Below are 17,479 nucleotides of genomic sequence, written 5' to 3'. Positions count from 1 at the left end.
TAAACAATCATTTAGAGCAGATAGCGCAGGCGATTTTTAAATCGTGGTTTGTGGATAATGCCTCCAATAACTGGAAAAGCGTTAAGCTCGGTACTGTTATCCAAGAAATCCGAACAAAGGTCAAGAATCAATATTTGCCAGTATTATCTGCGGTAAGAACAGGTAATCTTGTGCTTTCAGAAGAGTTCTTTACGAAACAGGTTTATAGTAAAGATATTGGCAGATATATTGTTGTCGAGCCTAATGACTTTGCTTACAATCCCGCCCGCGTCAATATCGGATCGATTGGGATAAACACCTTTGGTTTTGCAGGGTGCGTTAGCCCTGTTTATATTGTTTTCCGTTCTGAACCTGAATACCACAATTTTTTTCGATTCTTCTTAAAATTGCCAAATTTTCAAGAAGAATTACGTATACGAGCATCCGGGTCAGTTAGACAATCATTGAGCTATGATAATTTTGCACTTATTCAAATATCATATCCTCCAATTGATTTTGTGCGAAAGTTTAATTGTTACTACACGGATATACAGACAACGCTCGGACAGCTTAAACTTGAAACCGCCTGTCTCGCAGCAATTCGCGATACTCTCTTACCCCGTCTAATGTCCGGTAAATTATCGGTAACCGACCTCGAGGATGCTAAATGATTGTTTACTTCTTGAGGGGTTTCGATATAGAATATAAAAGAAAGGGGTATTTCTATGTCGTACACAGAGGCAGACTATGAAAAGGCGGTAATCGCGGTGTTTCGCGACATATTGGGTTACAACTATGTTTACGGTCCCGATATCGAACGCAACCATGCCGACCCTCTATATGTAGACGAGCTTATGCCCGCTTTACGGCGCATAAATCCCGGATTGCCTGAAAATGCCCTTGGCGAAGCGGTTTATAAGCTGCGGAGTCTTGAAAGCGGTACGATAGTACAAAAAAATATACGATTTATGGACTACCTCCAAAACGGCGTAAGCGTAAATTACTTCCATGAAGGCGAACGGCTATCCGCTTTGGTACATCTTGTCGATTACGAAAATGAGAATCGCAACGCTTTTACCGTCGCCAATCAGTGGACAATCACCGAAAACAGCGAAAAAAGGCCGGATGTTATCGTATTTTTGAACGGTTTACCCGTTGTAGTATTCGAGTTGAAGTCACCCAGTCGAGAAGAAACCGACGCTTCGGAAGCATTTCGGCAACTTCGCAATTACATGAACGAAATACCGTGCTTGTTCGCCTATAATGCCTTTTGTGTAATGAGCGACCTTGCAACGTCAAAAGCAGGGACAATCACCGCCGACGAAGATCGCTTTATGGAGTGGAAAACAAAAGACGGCAGCTACGAAAACACCCGATATGCCCAATTCGACACCTTTATTGAAGGAATATTCGATAAAATACGTTTGCCGGATATCATTAAAAACTTTATTTGCTTTTCAGGCGACAGAAAAATCCTCGGAGCCTACCATCAATATTTTGCCGTAAAAAAGGCTGTCATCTCTACCGACAAAGCAATCAAAACGGACGGACGCGCCGGTGTGTTTTGGCATACTCAAGGCAGTGGGAAATCTTTATCGATGGTATTTTATGCACACTTGCTGCAAGAATCTTTAAAATCGCCGACGATCGTAGTGCTTACCGATCGCAACGACTTGGACAATCAACTTTTCGGGCAGTTTGCCAAATGTTCCGATTTTTTACGCCAGAAGCCCGAACAGGCTGAAAGCCGCAAACATTTGAAAAACCTGCTTGCTGCACGGGCTGCAAACGGCATTATCTTTACCACAATGCAGAAGTTTGAAGAATCTTCCGAACCTCTTTCCGTGCGCCGCAACATTATTGTAATGGCTGATGAAGCTCACCGCGGTCAGTACGGCTTGGAAGAAAAAATCGATACGACAACAGGCCGAATTATCCGCGGGACAGCGCGGATTATCCGCAACAGTCTGCCTAATGCGACTTATATAGGCTTTACGGGAACGCCTATATCCGCTAAAGACCGTTCCACTATCGAAGTTTTCGGCAACTACATTGATGTCTACGATATGACCCAAGCCGTAGAAGACGGTGCGACCCGTCCTGTCTATTATGAAAGCCGCGTTATCCATTTAAAACTGGACGAAGATGTTCTGCATCTTATCGATGCGGAATACGAAATCATGTCCGAACATGCCGAACCGTATGCCATCGAAAAGAGCAAAAAAGAACTCGGCAGAATGGACAGCATTCTCGGTGCGGAGCAGACCGTTACCGCTTTATGCGAAGATATTGTTAAACACTATGAGGAAAACCGGCAGCACGAACTTACGGGCAAGGCGATGATTGTCGCTTATTCTCGCCCGATTGCGATACGTATTTATCGAAAACTGCTTGAAATACGTCCCGAATGGATCGAAAAACTCGGCGTAGTGATGACTTCGAGCAATAACGATCCTGAACAATGGCACGAACTAATCGGAAATAAACGTCATAAAGATGAGATGGCAAAAAAGTTCAAAGACGACAATGACCCTTTCAAAATTGTCATTGTGGTAGACATGTGGCTGACCGGTTTTGATGTGCCGTCTCTTGCTACGATGTACGTCTATAAACCGATGGCAGGGCACAATCTTATGCAGGCAATCGCTCGTGTCAATCGGGTTTACAAAAATAAAGAGGGCGGCCTGGTAGTCGATTACGTCGGTATTGCAGGGGCCTTAAAACAGGCAATGAATGACTATACCAATCGCGACAAGCAAAATTACGGCGAACAGGATATTGCAAAAACCGCATTGCCCAAATTTATCGAAAAGCTCGAGATTTGTCGTGACCTTTTTCACGGTTTTGACTATTCCGGCTTTATAAAGGAATCCGCAACCGACCTCACCCGCGCAAAATTGATCAGCGGTGGAGTAAACTTTTTGACCGCTGTAAATATTCCTTTGCATCCCGCCGAGTTGAATGAAGACGGCCATAAAGCGGCTTTAATGGTTGCCGAGCCCCCAATCGCTTACGGCAATGTAACGAATCGCAAAGATACTTTTATCAAAGAGGCAATGCTCCTCCGACAAGCTTTATCACTTTGCCGATCGCTTCTTACGTCTTCACAGCGGTTTGAAGCAGCTTACTTTGAAGCGGTGCGTACCTTACTTACCCGTATCACCGGAGAAAACACACCTTTATCTCTAAAAGAAATAAATGCCCGCATCAACGAACTATTAAAGGCAAGTATTCGGAGTGAAGGTGTTATCAATTTATTTTCGGGCGCCGATACGGATTTTTCTCTCTTTGATCCCAAATTCCTTGAAGAAATCGCCAAAATGAAAGAAAAAAATCTCGCTGTCGAGATTTTGAAAAAACTGCTGGCCGAGCAAGTATCTCTCTACCGCAAAACGAATCTCGTCAAAAGTGAAAAGTTCTCCGAGATGCTCTCGCGCGCGATGAAAGCGTACCTCAACGGAATGCTCTCAAACGAAGAAGTTATAGCCGAACTGATGCAAATGGCGAAAGAGATGGCGGAAGCTTCGGCCGAAGGGAAAGCAATGGGGCTCACCGAAGAAGAGTCGGCGTTTTATGATGCCCTGACCCGCCCCGAAGCGGTTAAAGATTTCTATGCCAACGAAGAACTCGTTGCGATGACCCGCGAACTTACGGATATGCTCCGTAAAAACCGCACTATCGACTGGCAGAAAAAAGAATCCGCACGCGCCGGTATGCGTCGGATGGTAAAAAAATTATTAAGAAAATATAAATATCCGCCCGAAGGCATGGAAGATGCAATCGCAACCGTTATCGGCCAATGCGAACTGTGGGCGGATAATTAAGGGAGAATTGAACAATGAATGCTTTTAAAAGCACTATCTACAAATATCTTGGCGGAACATGCCAATACCTGATACCGCTATATCAAAGAACATACAATTGGGAACGTGAACAATGTACCCGCCTCTGGAACGACATCGTAAATCTTCATACTACACACAAAGAGGGACATTTTTTGGGCTCGATTGTCCGTATCGATGAAGATGCGGCAGCAGGCTCTACCCAGGCGATGCTTATTGACGGACAACAGCGGCTTACAACGGTAACGCTTCTTCTCGTCGCCTTGCGTGACTACGCGGCGGAACACCCGGACTGCGGGACAAATCCCAACAAAATAACGGACACGCTGCTCATAAATCAATATGAAACGGGCGACGCTAAATACAAGCTGCTTCTCACACAAACCGACAGGAATACCCTGATAAAAAAGATCGAGGGCTCCCCGATTCCCGACTCACTCAAATCCCGCGTAGTGGATAATTACACTTTTTTCTTCGACAGAATTAACAAGGCTGAGGTTGCGCCGGCCGACCTCTACAACGCTATCGGGAAACTGCAAATCGTAGATATCGTTCTCGATCGTCAGTACGACGATCCGCAGGCGATTTTCGAGAGCTTGAATTCTACCGGTATGGATTTGAAAGATTCCGATCTTATCCGTAATCACTTGCTGATGGGGGTTGATTCTATCACTCAGTCGGATATTTACAATAACATCTGGCAGCCGATTGAGCAGCTTTTCGATTACGAACACCAGAGTGAATTGCTGGATAATTTTTTTCGCGACTATCTTACAATAAAATTAGGCAGAATTCCCCGGAAAAACGAAGTATACAAGGAGTTCCGTGCCTACCATCATGCCGATAAGCTGAGTGTTCGCGATCTGTGCCGAGATATTTACAGATTCGCAAAATACTATACGGATATGTATTTTGTCAAAAGCGACGATCCCGTACTGAAATCGTTGTACGGCGATATAAAATCGATTCGCATGGAAGTTGCTTATCCGTTTTTGCTGAAAGTACATGAAGACTGTGACAATGGTTTAATAACAATTGAAGAACTGCGAGAGATTCTACTGCTTTGCGTGAGCTACGTCTTGCGCCGCGCAGTTTGCGACATTCCGACGAACTCGCTGAATAAAACCTTCGCCACAATGAAAAATGACATCAAATCGGACGACTACTTGAACTCGGTAAAAGCGTTTTTTATTTTGCTCGACTCCTACAAAGAGTTTCCGGACGACGAACATTTCTTTGATGCTTTCCTAAAACGCGATATTTACAATATGAGTCGATGCCGCTATATCCTTGGACGACTTGAAAATTGGGATAACAAGTCGGCCGTTGTTCCGGAAAATTTGAGCATTGAGCATATCATCCCGCAAAACCCTCACCTTTGTGCAGAGTGGGTGTCCGCGCTTGGCGATAGATGGAATGAAATTCAAAAAAAGTATCTGCATACGATCGGTAATCTTACATTGACGGCATACAATTCCGAAATGAGCGATTTACCGTTTACCGACAAACTGACAATAGACGGCGGTTTCAGACAGAGCGCGCTCCGTCTGAATAAATATGTCGTCGCTCAGGCCTCCTGGAGCGAGAGGCAGATCAATGAGCGCGCGGTTCAGCTTGGCGAAATTGCCAAAAAGGTATGGCCTTACCCGACACTCACGGAGGCTGAACTTGCTCCTTACCGTAAGCAAAAAGATAGCGTATCGGAATATACCCTTGAAAGTTATCAGCACTTGAATGCGTTTAACCGTATGCTTTTTGAAAAAGTTAACATCCGAATTCTCAATCTCAGTACCTATGTGAGAAGAGAATTTAAAAAAATGTATATCGCATACAAACTCGATACTAATTTTGTAGATGTGATTATTCAAAAAGCGCGACTCACTCTAACAGTGAATATGAAATTTTCCGATGTCATCGATCCGAAAGGAATTTGTAAAGACATATCAAATGTCGGCAAGTGGGGTAATGGTGATGTCGAAGTCAGTTTAAGCAGTTTGGATGAACTTGATGATGTAATGGCTATCGTCGAACAGGCGTTCATGCTGCAAGACGAAGAATAAATTCAGCAAATTTTCATACTGTTAAAATCACCTAGCAGCGCCCGCATATAAGGGCGGGTTTCCAAAACACCGTAAGAAAATACCTTCATTTCCCTTAAAGTACGATGCATCGTGTGTGCTTTCAAAACTCTTTTTCGCTTTTAACACATAGAGGGGTTTATCTTCCGCATTCTTATATTTATTTTGTTAATCGAAATGTGCTGACAGCATTATATTATAGACACACCAATAACAGCAATAAAACTATGCGGCACTTTACAAACCTCTTTCCCTTATTTATCCTTATACCCTCCCGTAAAATCCTGCACGCACATATGGCCGTATTTTTTGTGCGGACCGAAACCGACGCCAATATAGGCGAAACGCGGATCTAAGATATTTTTACGGTGTCCGCGGTCCGATACGTTTTTATCTTCCAAAAGCGTAATAACGATTGTCTTTGCATCGTTGTAACCATAGGAAATATTTTCGCCTTTCCATCCCCAAAAATAACAATGTTTATCAAGACGATCCCAAAACATGTTGTCGTGTCCTATATATCCGCTCGGTCCCTGCAGCTCGACCCATTCTTTGGCAGCAAGTGTCAGCCCCTTCCCGGGCTGCAATGGAACTATCGGCTTCATTATCTTCATTTTTATAATGCACTCTTTCATAGCGTTGCTTGCGGTACCGTTGGTAACATACGGCAGTAAATAGAGAGCGGCATATGCGCGCGGATTAGTACGAGCCTTATTTATTTCGAGAATTACATCTTTTTCCAAATCCGAAAGATAGGTAGCGGACCGGGCTGTGTCGACGAAACTCTTTGTCCATGCCGTTTTTTCGTCATAAGTTCCCAAATCGCTAAAATCCCAGCCATTCCCGTCGAGCGGACACGACATAAACAGCAACGATAAAAACACAAGCGGGAGCGATGCAACAAACCGTTTTTTCATGATTTTACCTCTGAATTTTCCAAACGTTTTTTATCCGGCTGCCGCGGATTTTCACACAGCGGTTTTTCATCCGACGTTTCTTCATGCTCCGTTTTGATACCGAATATAAAGTAGATTACATGAAAAAGCCATATAACCGCAAGACAAATTCTTCCGACGGGAACCCGTTTCATCATAATAAAGCCGACAAGCATGGCTGCACTCAGCGGAACAAGAACCGCAGCCTTCGCCGTCCACGTCATCGGCCTGCGCTGAAGAAATCGTTCCAAATATTTTTTATACAACGGATGATTGATAAACCAATCATACAGCCTTTTTGAACTTTTTGCAAAGCAAAACAGCGCTGCCAAATAAAACGGAAAGGTCGGAAGAATCGGCAACACGATTCCGACGGTACCGATGGCGAAGCTGATAAAACCGAGTAAAAGCCATATATAACGAAGCGGATTTTTCACTGTTTTTTTCCGTCCTTTTGCATTTCGACAACGGCACGAGCAATGTTCAGCGTCGATCTCCGGTGCGATACGATAACGACCGTTTTGTCTTTTGATGTTTCTTTAAGCGATTTTAAAATAATGCCTTCGTTCAGCGCGTCGAGGTTGCTTGTGGGCTCGTCCAAAAGCATAAGCGGCGCATTGTGCAAAAAGGCGCGGGCAAGCCCTATGCGCTGCCGTTCCCCGCCGGACAGCGTCGCGCCCAATTCCCCGACTTCCGTGTCGTATCCGTTCGGCAGCGATGCGACAAATTCGTGCAGCGACGCTTTTTTTGCCGCATCGATTATTTCTTCGCGGAAGGCTCCGGGTTTGCCGACGGCGATGTTGTGTGCAATCGTATCGCGGAACAACGCGGTTTCCTGCGTTACGAAGGATTGGCCTGCGCGCAGGGCGTCCGTCTTTATGCGGCGGATATCCGTTCCCGAAAGCGCGACGCTTCCCGACTGCACGTCCCAAAAGCGCATGAGCAATTTGAGCAGGGTCGATTTTCCGCAGCCGGACGGTCCGTGTATGCCTAAGATTTTGCCGGCAGGAACCGAAAGCGAAAAATCGGTTAAAATATTTTCTTTGCCGTATGAAAAATCGACGTGCGAAACCTCGGCATCTTTTACCGAAACGCTTTCGCCGTTCCGTACTTCTTCGACGATCGGCTTTTCGTCGAGCAGCGACAAAACGCGTTCGCCGCTTGCGAGGGTTTGCATCAGATTGTTCGAAAGATTCGAAAGGGCAACGACAGGCCCGAACGAACTCATCAAGGCGACGGTCGTTACGACGGCGCTTCCGAGGGAACAGGAACCGGCAAAAAAGGCGCGAAACATAATGCAAAAGACTGCGGCGTCAAAGCCGAGAATAACAAGGTTCGTAAAAGCGCTTTGGTACGATTCGAGCGCGGAAAGTTTTTTTTGCGTACGCGTCAGTTCGTGCGATTTTTGTTCCAATTCTTCCGTGCGCTTTTTGCCGCAGCCGTACTGAATGGTTTCGTCAAGACCGCGCAGCGAATCGAGCACAAAGGCGCTCAATGCGCCGAACGCATTGCGGAAAGTCAGCCCGTCTTCTTTGCCGAGTTTTGCGTTGACAAGCGGAATAAGGGCGCCGACCGTCAGGTACGCGCACAAGGCGGTTATGCCGGCTGCGGCACTGCCGCGCCAAATAAAAACGGTCATGCAGGCGCATACGGCAACGGCGATTGCAACGGGAGAAAGCGTATGCGCATAAAACACTTCGAGCTGTTCAATGTCGGAGGTTATGACGGCAATGAGGTTGCCCTTGTCTTTGCCGTCGAGTTTTGCCGGGCACAGTTCGCGCAGCTTTGCAAAAACGCGGTGCCGTATGACGGCAAGCAGTTTAAAGGCTATAAAGTGATTGCAGTACTGCTCGGCATAATGAAAGGCGCCGCGGCACACGGCAAAAGCGATTAAAAGATACGGCAAAAGGCGCAGCGGCGCCGGCAGCGCGCTTTGTCCGGCAATTCCGGCGATGTCCGCGATCCCTGCCGCCGCCGATACGGTTAACGCTATCGCGCACAAATGCCCGATACTGCCGAACACAACCGCAAGCAGCATAACCGGAATGAGGCTGCGAATAAGAACGATAAGGCGCGCCATAACGGCAAAGGCGTTCCGTTTTTTTGCACGCGGGCATGCACGCGTGCGCGCACTTTGCCGCACCGTACCGTATATCCCGCTGTCGTTTATCTTGCCGTCGTTCATCTTGCCGCCTCCGCCGCATAGGTTTCAAGAAAATGCTGTTCGCCGTAGAGTGCGGCATACGCGCCGTTTTGTTTTATAAGTTCGGCGTGCGTACCCGATTCTATGACACGCCCCGCGTCGAGCATATAAATGCGCGATGCGTCGGCAACATTCGACAGCTTATGCGAAATAAACACAATCGTCTTTTTTTTCGCAGCTTCTTTTATCACATTCATAATCATTTCTTCGCTTTCGGCATCTATATTCGACGTCGCTTCATCGAACACGTAGGCGCCGCTGTCGTGCAAAAGGGCGCGGGCAAGCGCGAGGCGCTGGCACTGTCCGCCCGAAAAATTACTTCCTTTTTCGGCAAGCTCCGTTTGCAGCCCCCGCTGCGTTTGAAGAAATTCCCACAAATTGACTTTGCGCAAAACGTTTTCCATTTCGGCTTCCGTCGCGTTTTGTTTTCCCATGCGCAGGTTGTATTCCACCGTTCCCTTAAACAGGTAGCTTTCGTGCGTAACAAGCGTCACCGCATTCATAACCGTGCTTTCATCCAAAGACGAAAGTTCCGCATTGTTGAATCGAATGCTGCCCGAATATCCCTTGTTCCGCGTCATGATAAGACCGGCGATCGTGCTTTTGCCGCAGCCCGATTTTCCGACAATGGCGGTCAGCGATTCGGACTTGCACACGAGAGAAACGTCGTTCAGGATTTTCCGTTCGGGAGAATACGCAAACGAAACGCCGGAAAATTCAATTGCGGTTTCGCAGAGGGAATTTTCATGCACGGAGTTTTCGGCGCCGGGCGAAGGTTCGGCGACGGAAACCGCGCCGGTTCCTGCTTCGGAAACCCCGTGTGCTTCCGGTGCATCGAGCAGGGCGAATATTTTATCGGACGCCGCCATGCCGTTCATTGCAACGTGAAAAAAAGACCCGAGGAGCCTCAGCGGAATAAAAAATTCGGCGGCAAGCAAAACAATCATCAGGCAGCCGCCGAGCGTAAGCCCGCCGCTCGCAAATTCGCTCAAGGCAAGAATCATTCCGGCTGCGGCGCCGCCGTAAGCCATAATGTCCATAACGCTCGTACTGTTCAGCTGCATCGAAAGCACCTTCATCGTAATGCGCCGGAAATTTTCGGCTTCTTTATCCATCTCGGCCGCTCTTTGTTCGTCGGCGCGATAGATTTTTAAAGTCGTCAGCCCCTGCAGATTTTCCAAAAAACCGTCGCCGAGTTTTGCATACAGCGCCCAGTATTTTCGCAAAAGGAATTTTGCGATTTTCATAATCACGACAATCGAAAGCGGAATAAGCGGCACGCACAGCAAAAGGACGGCGCTCGCCTTTACGCTCACAAACGACAAAACCGCGAACAGGGTTAGGGGTGCAAGCAAACTGTAGCAAAACTGCGAAAGGTATTTGCCGAAATAGACTTCAAGCTGTTCGACGCCGTCGGAGGCAAGCTGCACGATTTCCGCAGTCGGTGCGGAGTCCCGGTATGAGGCGCCCAAACGAAGCAACTTTTCGTACATATGTTTGCGCAGCGTTATTTTAACGTCGGCGCTTGCCTTGTACGAAAACGAGGCATACAATCGGTCGCATGCGAAACGCACGGCAAAGCACAGCGCCGCGGCGCCGGCGTATAAAGGAACAATCGGGGCAATCGGCTCGCCCGCGAATACCCTTTGCACAAGGTCGGTTATGCAAAAAACAACCGCTATTTGACACAAAAGCGAAATCCACCGGCACAGCACTTGCAAAAACACGAACTTTTGCGCGTGCGATAAAAGCTTTATAAGACGAATTTTAATCATGCGTTTTCCTTGTCCGCAAGCCCACGATCATATGTTTTATAACGAGAAGCGGATGATACAACATCATCCGCGGCCCCGAAAACCGCATAACCGTTTTGATTTTATTCCTCATTTCCTGCCCGTAGCAATGCACCTTGCACGCCGAGCAAAAAGTCTTTTCTTTCATAAAAGGGCAGCGGTCGATTTTCCCGCACGCATACGCATACAGTGCGCCGCATTCGGGGCAAAGACCGTCTTTTACGCCGTGTTTTTTGCGGCAGTACAGCCGAAGCATCTCACCGAGGATCTTTTTTTCATGCGCGGTTTTGGCTTCCAAAAAGTTATCCATCACTGATTATCGTAGCGAATACGGCATTGCGCGTCAATAAAAGTACTGGAATTTTTTGTTAGTTTAGACTATATTTTTATCAGATGTGTCAGTATCAGGAGGTTTATATGAATAAAAAACAAGCGGACAGGATGCACACGGGCAAAGGCTTTATTGCGGCCCTCGACCAAAGCGGCGGCAGCACGCCCAAAGCACTGGCTCTGTACGGTGTGGACAAAAGCGAATATTCGAACGAAAAAGAAATGTTCGACCTCGTTCACGCGATGCGTACGCGCATTATTACCGCGAAAGCGTTTAATTCCGACAGAATTTTAGGCGCGATTTTATTCGAACAAACGATGGACAGAGAAGTCGGCGGCATGCCCACCGGCGATTATCTGTGGGAGAAAAAGGGCGTTGTGCCCTTCTTAAAAGTGGACAAAGGCTTGGCCGACCTTGCCGACGGCGTTCAGCTTATGAAGCCGATTCCCGGTTTGGATGCGCTGCTTGAACGTGCGGTAAAAAAGCACATGTTCGGCACAAAGATGCGTTCGGTTATAAAAGAAGCAAATGCGACCGGCATTAAAAAAATTGTCGATCAGCAGTTCGAATTGGGCTTGCAGATTGCCAAGCACGGTTTGGTGCCGATTATCGAGCCGGAAGTCGACATTCACAGCCCCGCAAAGGCCGAATGCGAAAACATGCTTAAAAAAGAACTGAAAGCGCACATCGACACATTGCCGAAAGACGTTTTCATTATGCTTAAGCTCAGCATTCCCACCCAAACGGATTTGTACAAGGATTTTATCGAACACCCGCAAGTACTGCGCGTTGTCGCTCTTTCCGGCGGATACAGCCGCGACGAAGCGAACAAACTGCTTGCAAAAAACCACGGTATGATTGCAAGCTTTTCGCGCGCACTTGCCGAAGGCTTAAACGCAAAGCAGTCCGAAGCGGAATTCGAAAAAACGCTCGCCGATTCGATTGAAGGAATTTACCGCGCCTCTATTACCTGATTTTTACCTGCCGCCTCGCGGTGCAAGCGCGGAAACGCTTCGCGCCACGAGGCAACGGTAAAGCCGAGTTTTTCCGCCTTTTGCAGTAATTTTCCGCTGCGAAGATACTTATACTCCCACACGCGTTTTGTCCAGCCTTCGGCATTCCGTTCCATATCGCCGTCCGGCAGCGAAGGATGAAAAAAGATTTCGGCACGTTCTCCGACGATAGTTTCCAACTGATTTTCATAGTACGCGTGCAATTCGTCTTCATCTTTAATAAGCGAAAACGGATGCGGCTCGGAAAAAAAATCGTTTACCGTAGATACACCGTATAATTTGCCGCAAAACGTAATCAGTTTACGGGCGGTACGCAAGGCGAAATCGGGTTGTTTTTCGAATTGGCGCGCAAGGAAGGCGTCGTTCGTCGCAAAGCGGAACGGAAGTTTGTAGCGCCTGCACGCACGGAACGCGTTGAAAAAGAAAAGCCTTCCGCCGATACCGTACAAGGTGCCGCAATGACTGTCGGCATGGTCGAGGGGCGCGCCGTTTTGCAGTAAAAAGCGCACTTGCGCATCAAGCTCGAGGTCGACTTCGCGCGAGTCCATCTTTTTTAATGCCGAAATATCGGCAGGCAAAACGCCGCCGTCGGCAAGGCTCGGAACGTTTTCCGCTCCGGCACAGGGTTTCCATGAACCGCCGGCGTCGCGTTCGTTCGTAAGCGTCCAGTGGACGCCGACCGACAGGTTTTCGCGCGCGGCGAGAGCGCACGCCTCTTTTGCCAATCGCGAAGGAGCAAGGATCCCCGACGAGGTAATCCGTCCCGCGCGGAACAATTCGACAATCGCATCGTTCACGCATTCGCAATAACCGAAATCGTCCGCGCTTATAATCAAATATCGTTTTTTCATTGTTATGCGCTCCGCTTTATCCGCCCCGATTTGTCCGCGTCGATTTATTCGTCTCGCCCGGTTTTTCCCGCCGGCTCGGGAAAGTGCAACAGGTGCGAAACCGCAACGCTGAACGCCATTAATACGACGGGGAAAATAATCAGCAAAAAGCGCGCCGCATCGCCGGGTCTATCCCCGGGCACTTCCCCGCTTTCAAAGCCGTACAGTGTTCCGACGAGCCAAAATCCGGTTGCCGTAAACAAGCCGCTCAGCCGGTTCATAAAGCCCATAGCGCTCGCATAAATGCCTTCGCGCTTTATGCCGTGACGGCGCAAATCTTCATCCATAACCCGCGCGCCGACAAGATCCATCGTCGTAATAACGCCGGCAAACCCCATTCCGATGAGTATGCAGCCGACGACGGCGCCGTACAGGTTTTTCGAAAAATACAGCGGAATAAAGGCCAAGCCCAGCCAAATAAGCGCGGAACGCCACACGGGCATAAGGGTAAACTTTTTAACCAAAACGGCCCAGACGGCAACACAGCCCATCGCCAAAAGCAGTACGACGCCGAGCAAAACGGTGTTCGCCGTTCCCGACAAACCCAGCGTATAATGCACGTAAAACGGAATCGCCGCCATAACGAGGGCTAAAGCCGCGCTGTAAAAAGCGTTCGTAAAGCCGAACAGCCAAAAGCGCAGGTCGGCAAACATATCGCGCAGGGTTGCAAACAGCTTGGGTTTTACCGCATCATCATTGAGCGGCGGTTCTTTACATCCGATCGCCATGTACAAAATAACCGCGCCGGCAAGCAATCCGTAGATAACAGCCGTTTTGCCGTAGCCGATTTTTTCCGTAACAATCGGCGTGAGCGCAATGCTGATAACCATTGCCACCAGCTGGAAAGCTTGGCGCAGCGCATTCGTTTTTGCGCGCTCGGCATCGGTCCGGAACAGTTCGGGGAACAGCGCCGCATAGTTTGCGTTGATAAGCGAATCGAGCGTTCCGGTCAGCATGTACGTCAGCAGCATATAAGCGAAAAGGCTGTTCGGCCCGATAAAAGAGGGTACGTTAAAAAACGCGATAAACGAAAGAATCAACAGGGGCGTTCCGATTACAAGCCACAAGCGCCGTCTTCCCCAGCGGCTGTGCGTTTTATCGGATAAAAATCCGTAGACGGGATTGTCGATCATGTCGAGGAAGGTGTAAATCAGCAATACCTTTGCCAGCTGTCCCGTCGTTACGCCCAAACCCATGACGTAAAACGCCGCGGCATAGGTTTTAAACATGTTGATGGGAACCGATGTTCCGAACATACCGACGGCATAGCGGAAAGGGTTCGTTTTGTGTTGTTTCATAGGAAGCCTCTTGTTGTCAATAAACGTTTATATGCTTTATAGATATAACAAAGGGTTACGGGTTGTCAATATGCGCATACGTTTGTAATAATCGACACGTACGCATTCGATTCTTTTACTCATGCCGATTTCTCGGGCGAACGGGGACGGCGAGCCGCTCGGAGGGGTATGTTCCCTCACGGCGGAGGGAGAACTTCCCTCCGAACGGAGGGTTGCACTCCCTCACGACGGAGGGTTGTGCCCGATCGAGCGCTCGGGCACACAAACAATCGACTGTTTAGTTTTTTGCAGTACAGGCAAGTTTAAAGACGATTTCACGCATATCGGCGAGCGGTTTGCCCCCGCTTGTGTACTTTGTTCGCACAATGACCGTGGTTTTGCCTGCCGAAAGCGATCCCGGTACGCGCGCGATGATTTGGCCGGGCTTATTGACCGACAGGCGCCGTGTTGTTTTGTGTTCCGTGCCGTCGGCGGCTTTAAAGAACACGCCCTGTTGAGCGTCCTTTTCGTTCACTTTGAGCTTGTCGCCTTCGATGATGATGTCGTCCCCGATGGTGAGCGTGCCGTCGTGTAAGCCGGTGGCCGTGTCGGTGATTGCCGTAATGCGCGCGCTCGTTTCTTTTGCGCCGAGCACTTTCACGCCGATAGCGTCGAGCGCGGTGCGCAGGTCGGCCGTCGGGATAAGGTCAACCGTCCTCTTGTGGATTTTTTCGTCGTAGGGACTGTTTTCCGTTTCCCACACGCCCGACACACGCGGGCTTATCTGCACAAGGCCGTCCATAAAACTGTTGCCCGCCTGAATCAGGTCTTTAACCGCTTTGTCGCGTAAACCGAGGATGCTCAAGATGGTTTCTTTTCGGAACTCGCTTCGTTCCTTGGTGATAATGTCCGCAATGTCTTCGTTGCGCTGCGTTGAAACGTGCGCATGAACGTCGGCGATACAATCGCGGTCATTGTCCTTTGTGAGCGTATTCGGACGCAAATAGACTTCCCACACAAACTTCTTTTTTGCCATAAAAAGCCTCCTTTTCTTAGGGGAAGGAAGACACTTTTGCGACTAAAAGTTTCTTCCTTCCCCTAAAACCCCTTCCATCTTCCAAATAACGCTTAAGGGCTGGCGCCCTTAAGAATCCCGACATACAGCCATTGTTCCGGCATGGACGCCGGTAAAGCCGTAGATAATCGATGTTTTGAGCATCGCTCAAAACTCGGGTTGAAAAGTGTACAAGGACGTGCACTTTTCAAACAAACTCGGCGTTGAAGCGAGCGGTGCCATTTGTACCGCGAGCTTCAACCCAGCCTCCTCAAGGGAGAGAGAGGCAACCCCGTTCAGGGCAGGGTTTCCTCTCTCTCCCTTAAACCCACTCTCTCCTTCCCGCACTGTGAACAAGCAGCTTCCTTATCGTACATTAAAACGGTGCAGAATAGAAAGCGGGCGGTTTTTATCTTTCAGCCATGATAATTCTTCCAAATTATTTGTGGCTGAACCCCGATTTTCAAACCCGAAGAAGAACAATGCTGCGAAAACGGTTTACCTTGTGTGTTTTATGTCTTTTTCACCTCCTTATGTAATTGATAATTTGTACTGTGTAACGGATTTATCAATTACACAGTACGGCAAATTACCTGTTGAAACGCCGGCTGCTTCGGGCAGTCCGCTATACTTTGATGCCCCGTTTTGCAAGCTCTTCTTTGAGCCAATGTTCTTGTTCACCGATACGCCCCTTTTCGTGCAGGGGCGTGCTGCAGTTTTTGAGCGCGGGTTTTAAATATCGGAAGTGTGTTTCCCCTGCAAGGATGATGAACTCGTCTTTTTCTATGTCCGTCTTTTCCTTTAACGAAGCAAGGACTTTTTGCGCCCATGCTTTTTGTTCGTCGGGGGTCTGTTTCTTTAGATCAACTTCATACCGCGCAACTTCCGCCGGCAATTCGAGCAGATGATATTCATCCGAGAGAATGAATATCATATCGGGTTTTATAACGTGTTTAGCATAGGCGAGTTCTTTTTTATATAAGTTGCCTATGTATAAATCTTCAGCCCTGTGTTTGCCCGGCTCTTTTTCTTTGGAACACGAAATCAATACGATCTTTTTCATTTCTCTTCCTTCCATAAAAACTTTTGCAGGAAGTTGCAACTTCCGAAAAAGTTTTTAGCCGTGCGCAAAAGCGCACATGTTCAATAATCGAGTTTGCGAAACTATACTGTATCGTATTCATTCGATTTCCATCAAAATAATACGTACACATATCTTCCGCAAACATCCGTGCAAACTCGAGATAAAAAGCAGTAGCCTTCAGACGGCGCTTTGTATCATATTCCCCCTATCAGGGAACTTCCCGTATTTGGCTTGCTTTTATGCCGCTTTTGCTGTCGAGCAAATAGTTCTTTATATTGCTGCTCTTCTTTACCGTAAATATCGCATCCTCTTTACACTCTGCAAATGCCATGAAGCTGATTTCGGTAAGCTGGGTGCATTGTGTAAAATCGAAGGCGTCGACTTTATTACAGTTTTCAAAAGCATAATAGTCGATGTACTTAAGGCTTGCAGGTAAAACTACCGTGCCCGTTATCTCCGTACAATTTTTAAAGGCACTGTTTCCCAATCTTTCAAGGCTTGCAGGTAAGTTCAAGCTTGTTAAACCCGTACAGCCGTAAAACGCACTTTCGCCGATTTTTGTAAGACCGGTACATTGCGAAAAATCCACTTGCGTTAAACCCGTACAGTTGGTGAATACACCTTCGGCTATCTCCGTAAGCGTTGCGGGAAAGGTAACCTGCGTTACGTTCGGCGCACGGCACAAGAGTTTTGTCTCATTGTAATCGTAGATGATATTGTTTTTAGAGCGTAAATGTGTACTCGCCGCATCCACCGTAAGCGTTGCAAGATTCGTACAGCCTGAAAAAGCGCTGGCTGAAATCGTTGTAAGGCTTGCGGGTAAGTTCACCTCCGTTATCTTTGTACACTCTGCAAATGCATGGAAACAGATTTCGGTAAGCTGGGTACAGTGTGTAAAATCAAAAGCGTCGACTTTATTACAGTTTTCAAAAGCATAATAGTCGATGTACTTAAGGCTTGCAGGTAAAACTACCGTGCCCGTTATCTCCGTACAATTTTT

14 protein-coding genes are annotated in these 17,479 nt (G+C 47.9%); 4 read left to right on the top strand and 10 right to left on the bottom strand.

The features are described 5' to 3' along the window. The 3 genes from HMPREF9194_RS00075 to HMPREF9194_RS00065 all read left to right on the top strand — a co-directional run. Nucleotides 1-650: restriction endonuclease subunit S (locus HMPREF9194_RS00075; protein ID WP_016524323.1), on the top strand; the 650-nt coding region annotated here is incomplete at its 5' end. A gap of 54 nt (nt 651-704) precedes the next feature. Then, nucleotides 705-3,803: a type I restriction endonuclease subunit R gene (locus HMPREF9194_RS00070; protein ID WP_016524322.1), complete on the top strand. Its 3,099-nt coding sequence runs from the start codon at nt 705-707 to the stop codon at nt 3,801-3,803. Nucleotides 3,804-3,817: 14 nt separating this feature from the next. Next, the gene (locus tag HMPREF9194_RS00065; RefSeq protein WP_016524321.1) at nt 3,818-5,881 is read left to right on the top strand and encodes a DUF262 and DUF1524 domain-containing protein; all 2,064 of its coding nucleotides are present in this window, start codon (nt 3,818-3,820) and stop codon (nt 5,879-5,881) included. A 272-nt stretch (nt 5,882-6,153) separates the two neighbouring features. On the opposite strand, the gene HMPREF9194_RS00060 is transcribed toward HMPREF9194_RS00065, so the two are convergent. Genes HMPREF9194_RS00060 through HMPREF9194_RS00040 form a run of 5 tightly spaced genes read right to left on the bottom strand, consistent with a single transcriptional unit; the run spans nt 6,154 to nt 11,140 of the window. Continuing rightward, the gene (locus HMPREF9194_RS00060) at nt 6,154-6,816 is read right to left on the bottom strand and encodes a CAP domain-containing protein (protein ID WP_016524320.1); all 663 of its coding nucleotides are present in this window, start codon (nt 6,814-6,816) and stop codon (nt 6,154-6,156) included. After that, entirely contained in the window at nt 6,813-7,271 is a 459-nt protein-coding gene (locus HMPREF9194_RS00055; protein ID WP_016524319.1) for a YbaN family protein, read from the bottom strand. Before HMPREF9194_RS00055 ends, HMPREF9194_RS00060 begins: the two co-directional genes overlap by 4 nt. Next, nucleotides 7,268-9,019 (bottom strand): amino acid ABC transporter ATP-binding/permease protein, encoded by a 1,752-nt coding sequence (locus HMPREF9194_RS00050; RefSeq protein ID WP_016524318.1) that lies wholly within the window; start codon nt 9,017-9,019, stop codon nt 7,268-7,270. The genes HMPREF9194_RS00055 and HMPREF9194_RS00050 overlap by 4 nt, the downstream gene beginning before the upstream one ends. Further along, nucleotides 9,016-10,812 (bottom strand): ABC transporter ATP-binding protein/permease, encoded by a 1,797-nt coding sequence (locus HMPREF9194_RS00045; RefSeq protein WP_016524317.1) that lies wholly within the window; start codon nt 10,810-10,812, stop codon nt 9,016-9,018. The genes HMPREF9194_RS00050 and HMPREF9194_RS00045 overlap by 4 nt, the downstream gene beginning before the upstream one ends. Then, nucleotides 10,805-11,140 carry a nitrous oxide-stimulated promoter family protein gene (locus HMPREF9194_RS00040; protein WP_016524316.1) on the bottom strand — a complete coding sequence of 112 codons (336 nt, stop codon included), beginning with the start codon at nt 11,138-11,140 and terminating at the stop codon, nt 10,805-10,807. The genes HMPREF9194_RS00045 and HMPREF9194_RS00040 overlap by 8 nt, the downstream gene beginning before the upstream one ends. Nucleotides 11,141-11,247: 107 nt before the next feature. Here HMPREF9194_RS00040 and HMPREF9194_RS00035 point away from each other — a divergent pair, with 107 nt between their 5' ends. Continuing rightward, a complete protein-coding gene (locus HMPREF9194_RS00035; protein WP_016524315.1) occupies nt 11,248-12,135 on the top strand; it encodes a fructose bisphosphate aldolase in 888 nt (295 codons plus the stop codon). Here the strand turns inward: HMPREF9194_RS00035 and HMPREF9194_RS00030 are convergent. The 5 genes from HMPREF9194_RS00030 to HMPREF9194_RS00005 all read right to left on the bottom strand — a co-directional run. Continuing rightward, nucleotides 12,114-13,025, bottom strand: a complete 912-nt coding sequence (locus tag HMPREF9194_RS00030; protein WP_016524314.1) for a ChbG/HpnK family deacetylase — start codon at nt 13,023-13,025, stop codon at nt 12,114-12,116. The genes HMPREF9194_RS00035 and HMPREF9194_RS00030 overlap by 22 nt on opposite strands. A 44-nt stretch (nt 13,026-13,069) precedes the next feature. Then, on the bottom strand, nt 13,070-14,362 hold the full coding sequence (locus HMPREF9194_RS00025) for an MFS transporter (protein ID WP_016524313.1): 1,293 nt from the start codon (nt 14,360-14,362) through the stop codon (nt 13,070-13,072). A gap of 277 nt (nt 14,363-14,639) precedes the next feature. Beyond that, the gene (locus tag HMPREF9194_RS00020) at nt 14,640-15,377 is read right to left on the bottom strand and encodes a DUF4469 domain-containing protein (protein ID WP_016524312.1); all 738 of its coding nucleotides are present in this window, start codon (nt 15,375-15,377) and stop codon (nt 14,640-14,642) included. Between the two features lie 643 nt (nt 15,378-16,020). Next, nucleotides 16,021-16,458 (bottom strand): DUF6884 domain-containing protein, encoded by a 438-nt coding sequence (locus tag HMPREF9194_RS00010; protein WP_016524311.1) that lies wholly within the window; start codon nt 16,456-16,458, stop codon nt 16,021-16,023. A 229-nt stretch (nt 16,459-16,687) separates the two neighbouring features. Further along, a partial coding sequence (locus HMPREF9194_RS00005; protein ID WP_016524310.1) for a leucine-rich repeat domain-containing protein occupies nt 16,688-17,479 on the bottom strand: 792 nt, incomplete at its 5' end.

The sequence above is a fragment of the Treponema maltophilum ATCC 51939 genome (genome assembly GCF_000413055.1).
GTDB classification, from domain to species: domain Bacteria; phylum Spirochaetota; class Spirochaetia; order Treponematales; family Treponemataceae; genus Treponema_C; species Treponema_C maltophilum.
This window is presented reverse-complemented; position numbering and strand designations above follow the sequence as displayed.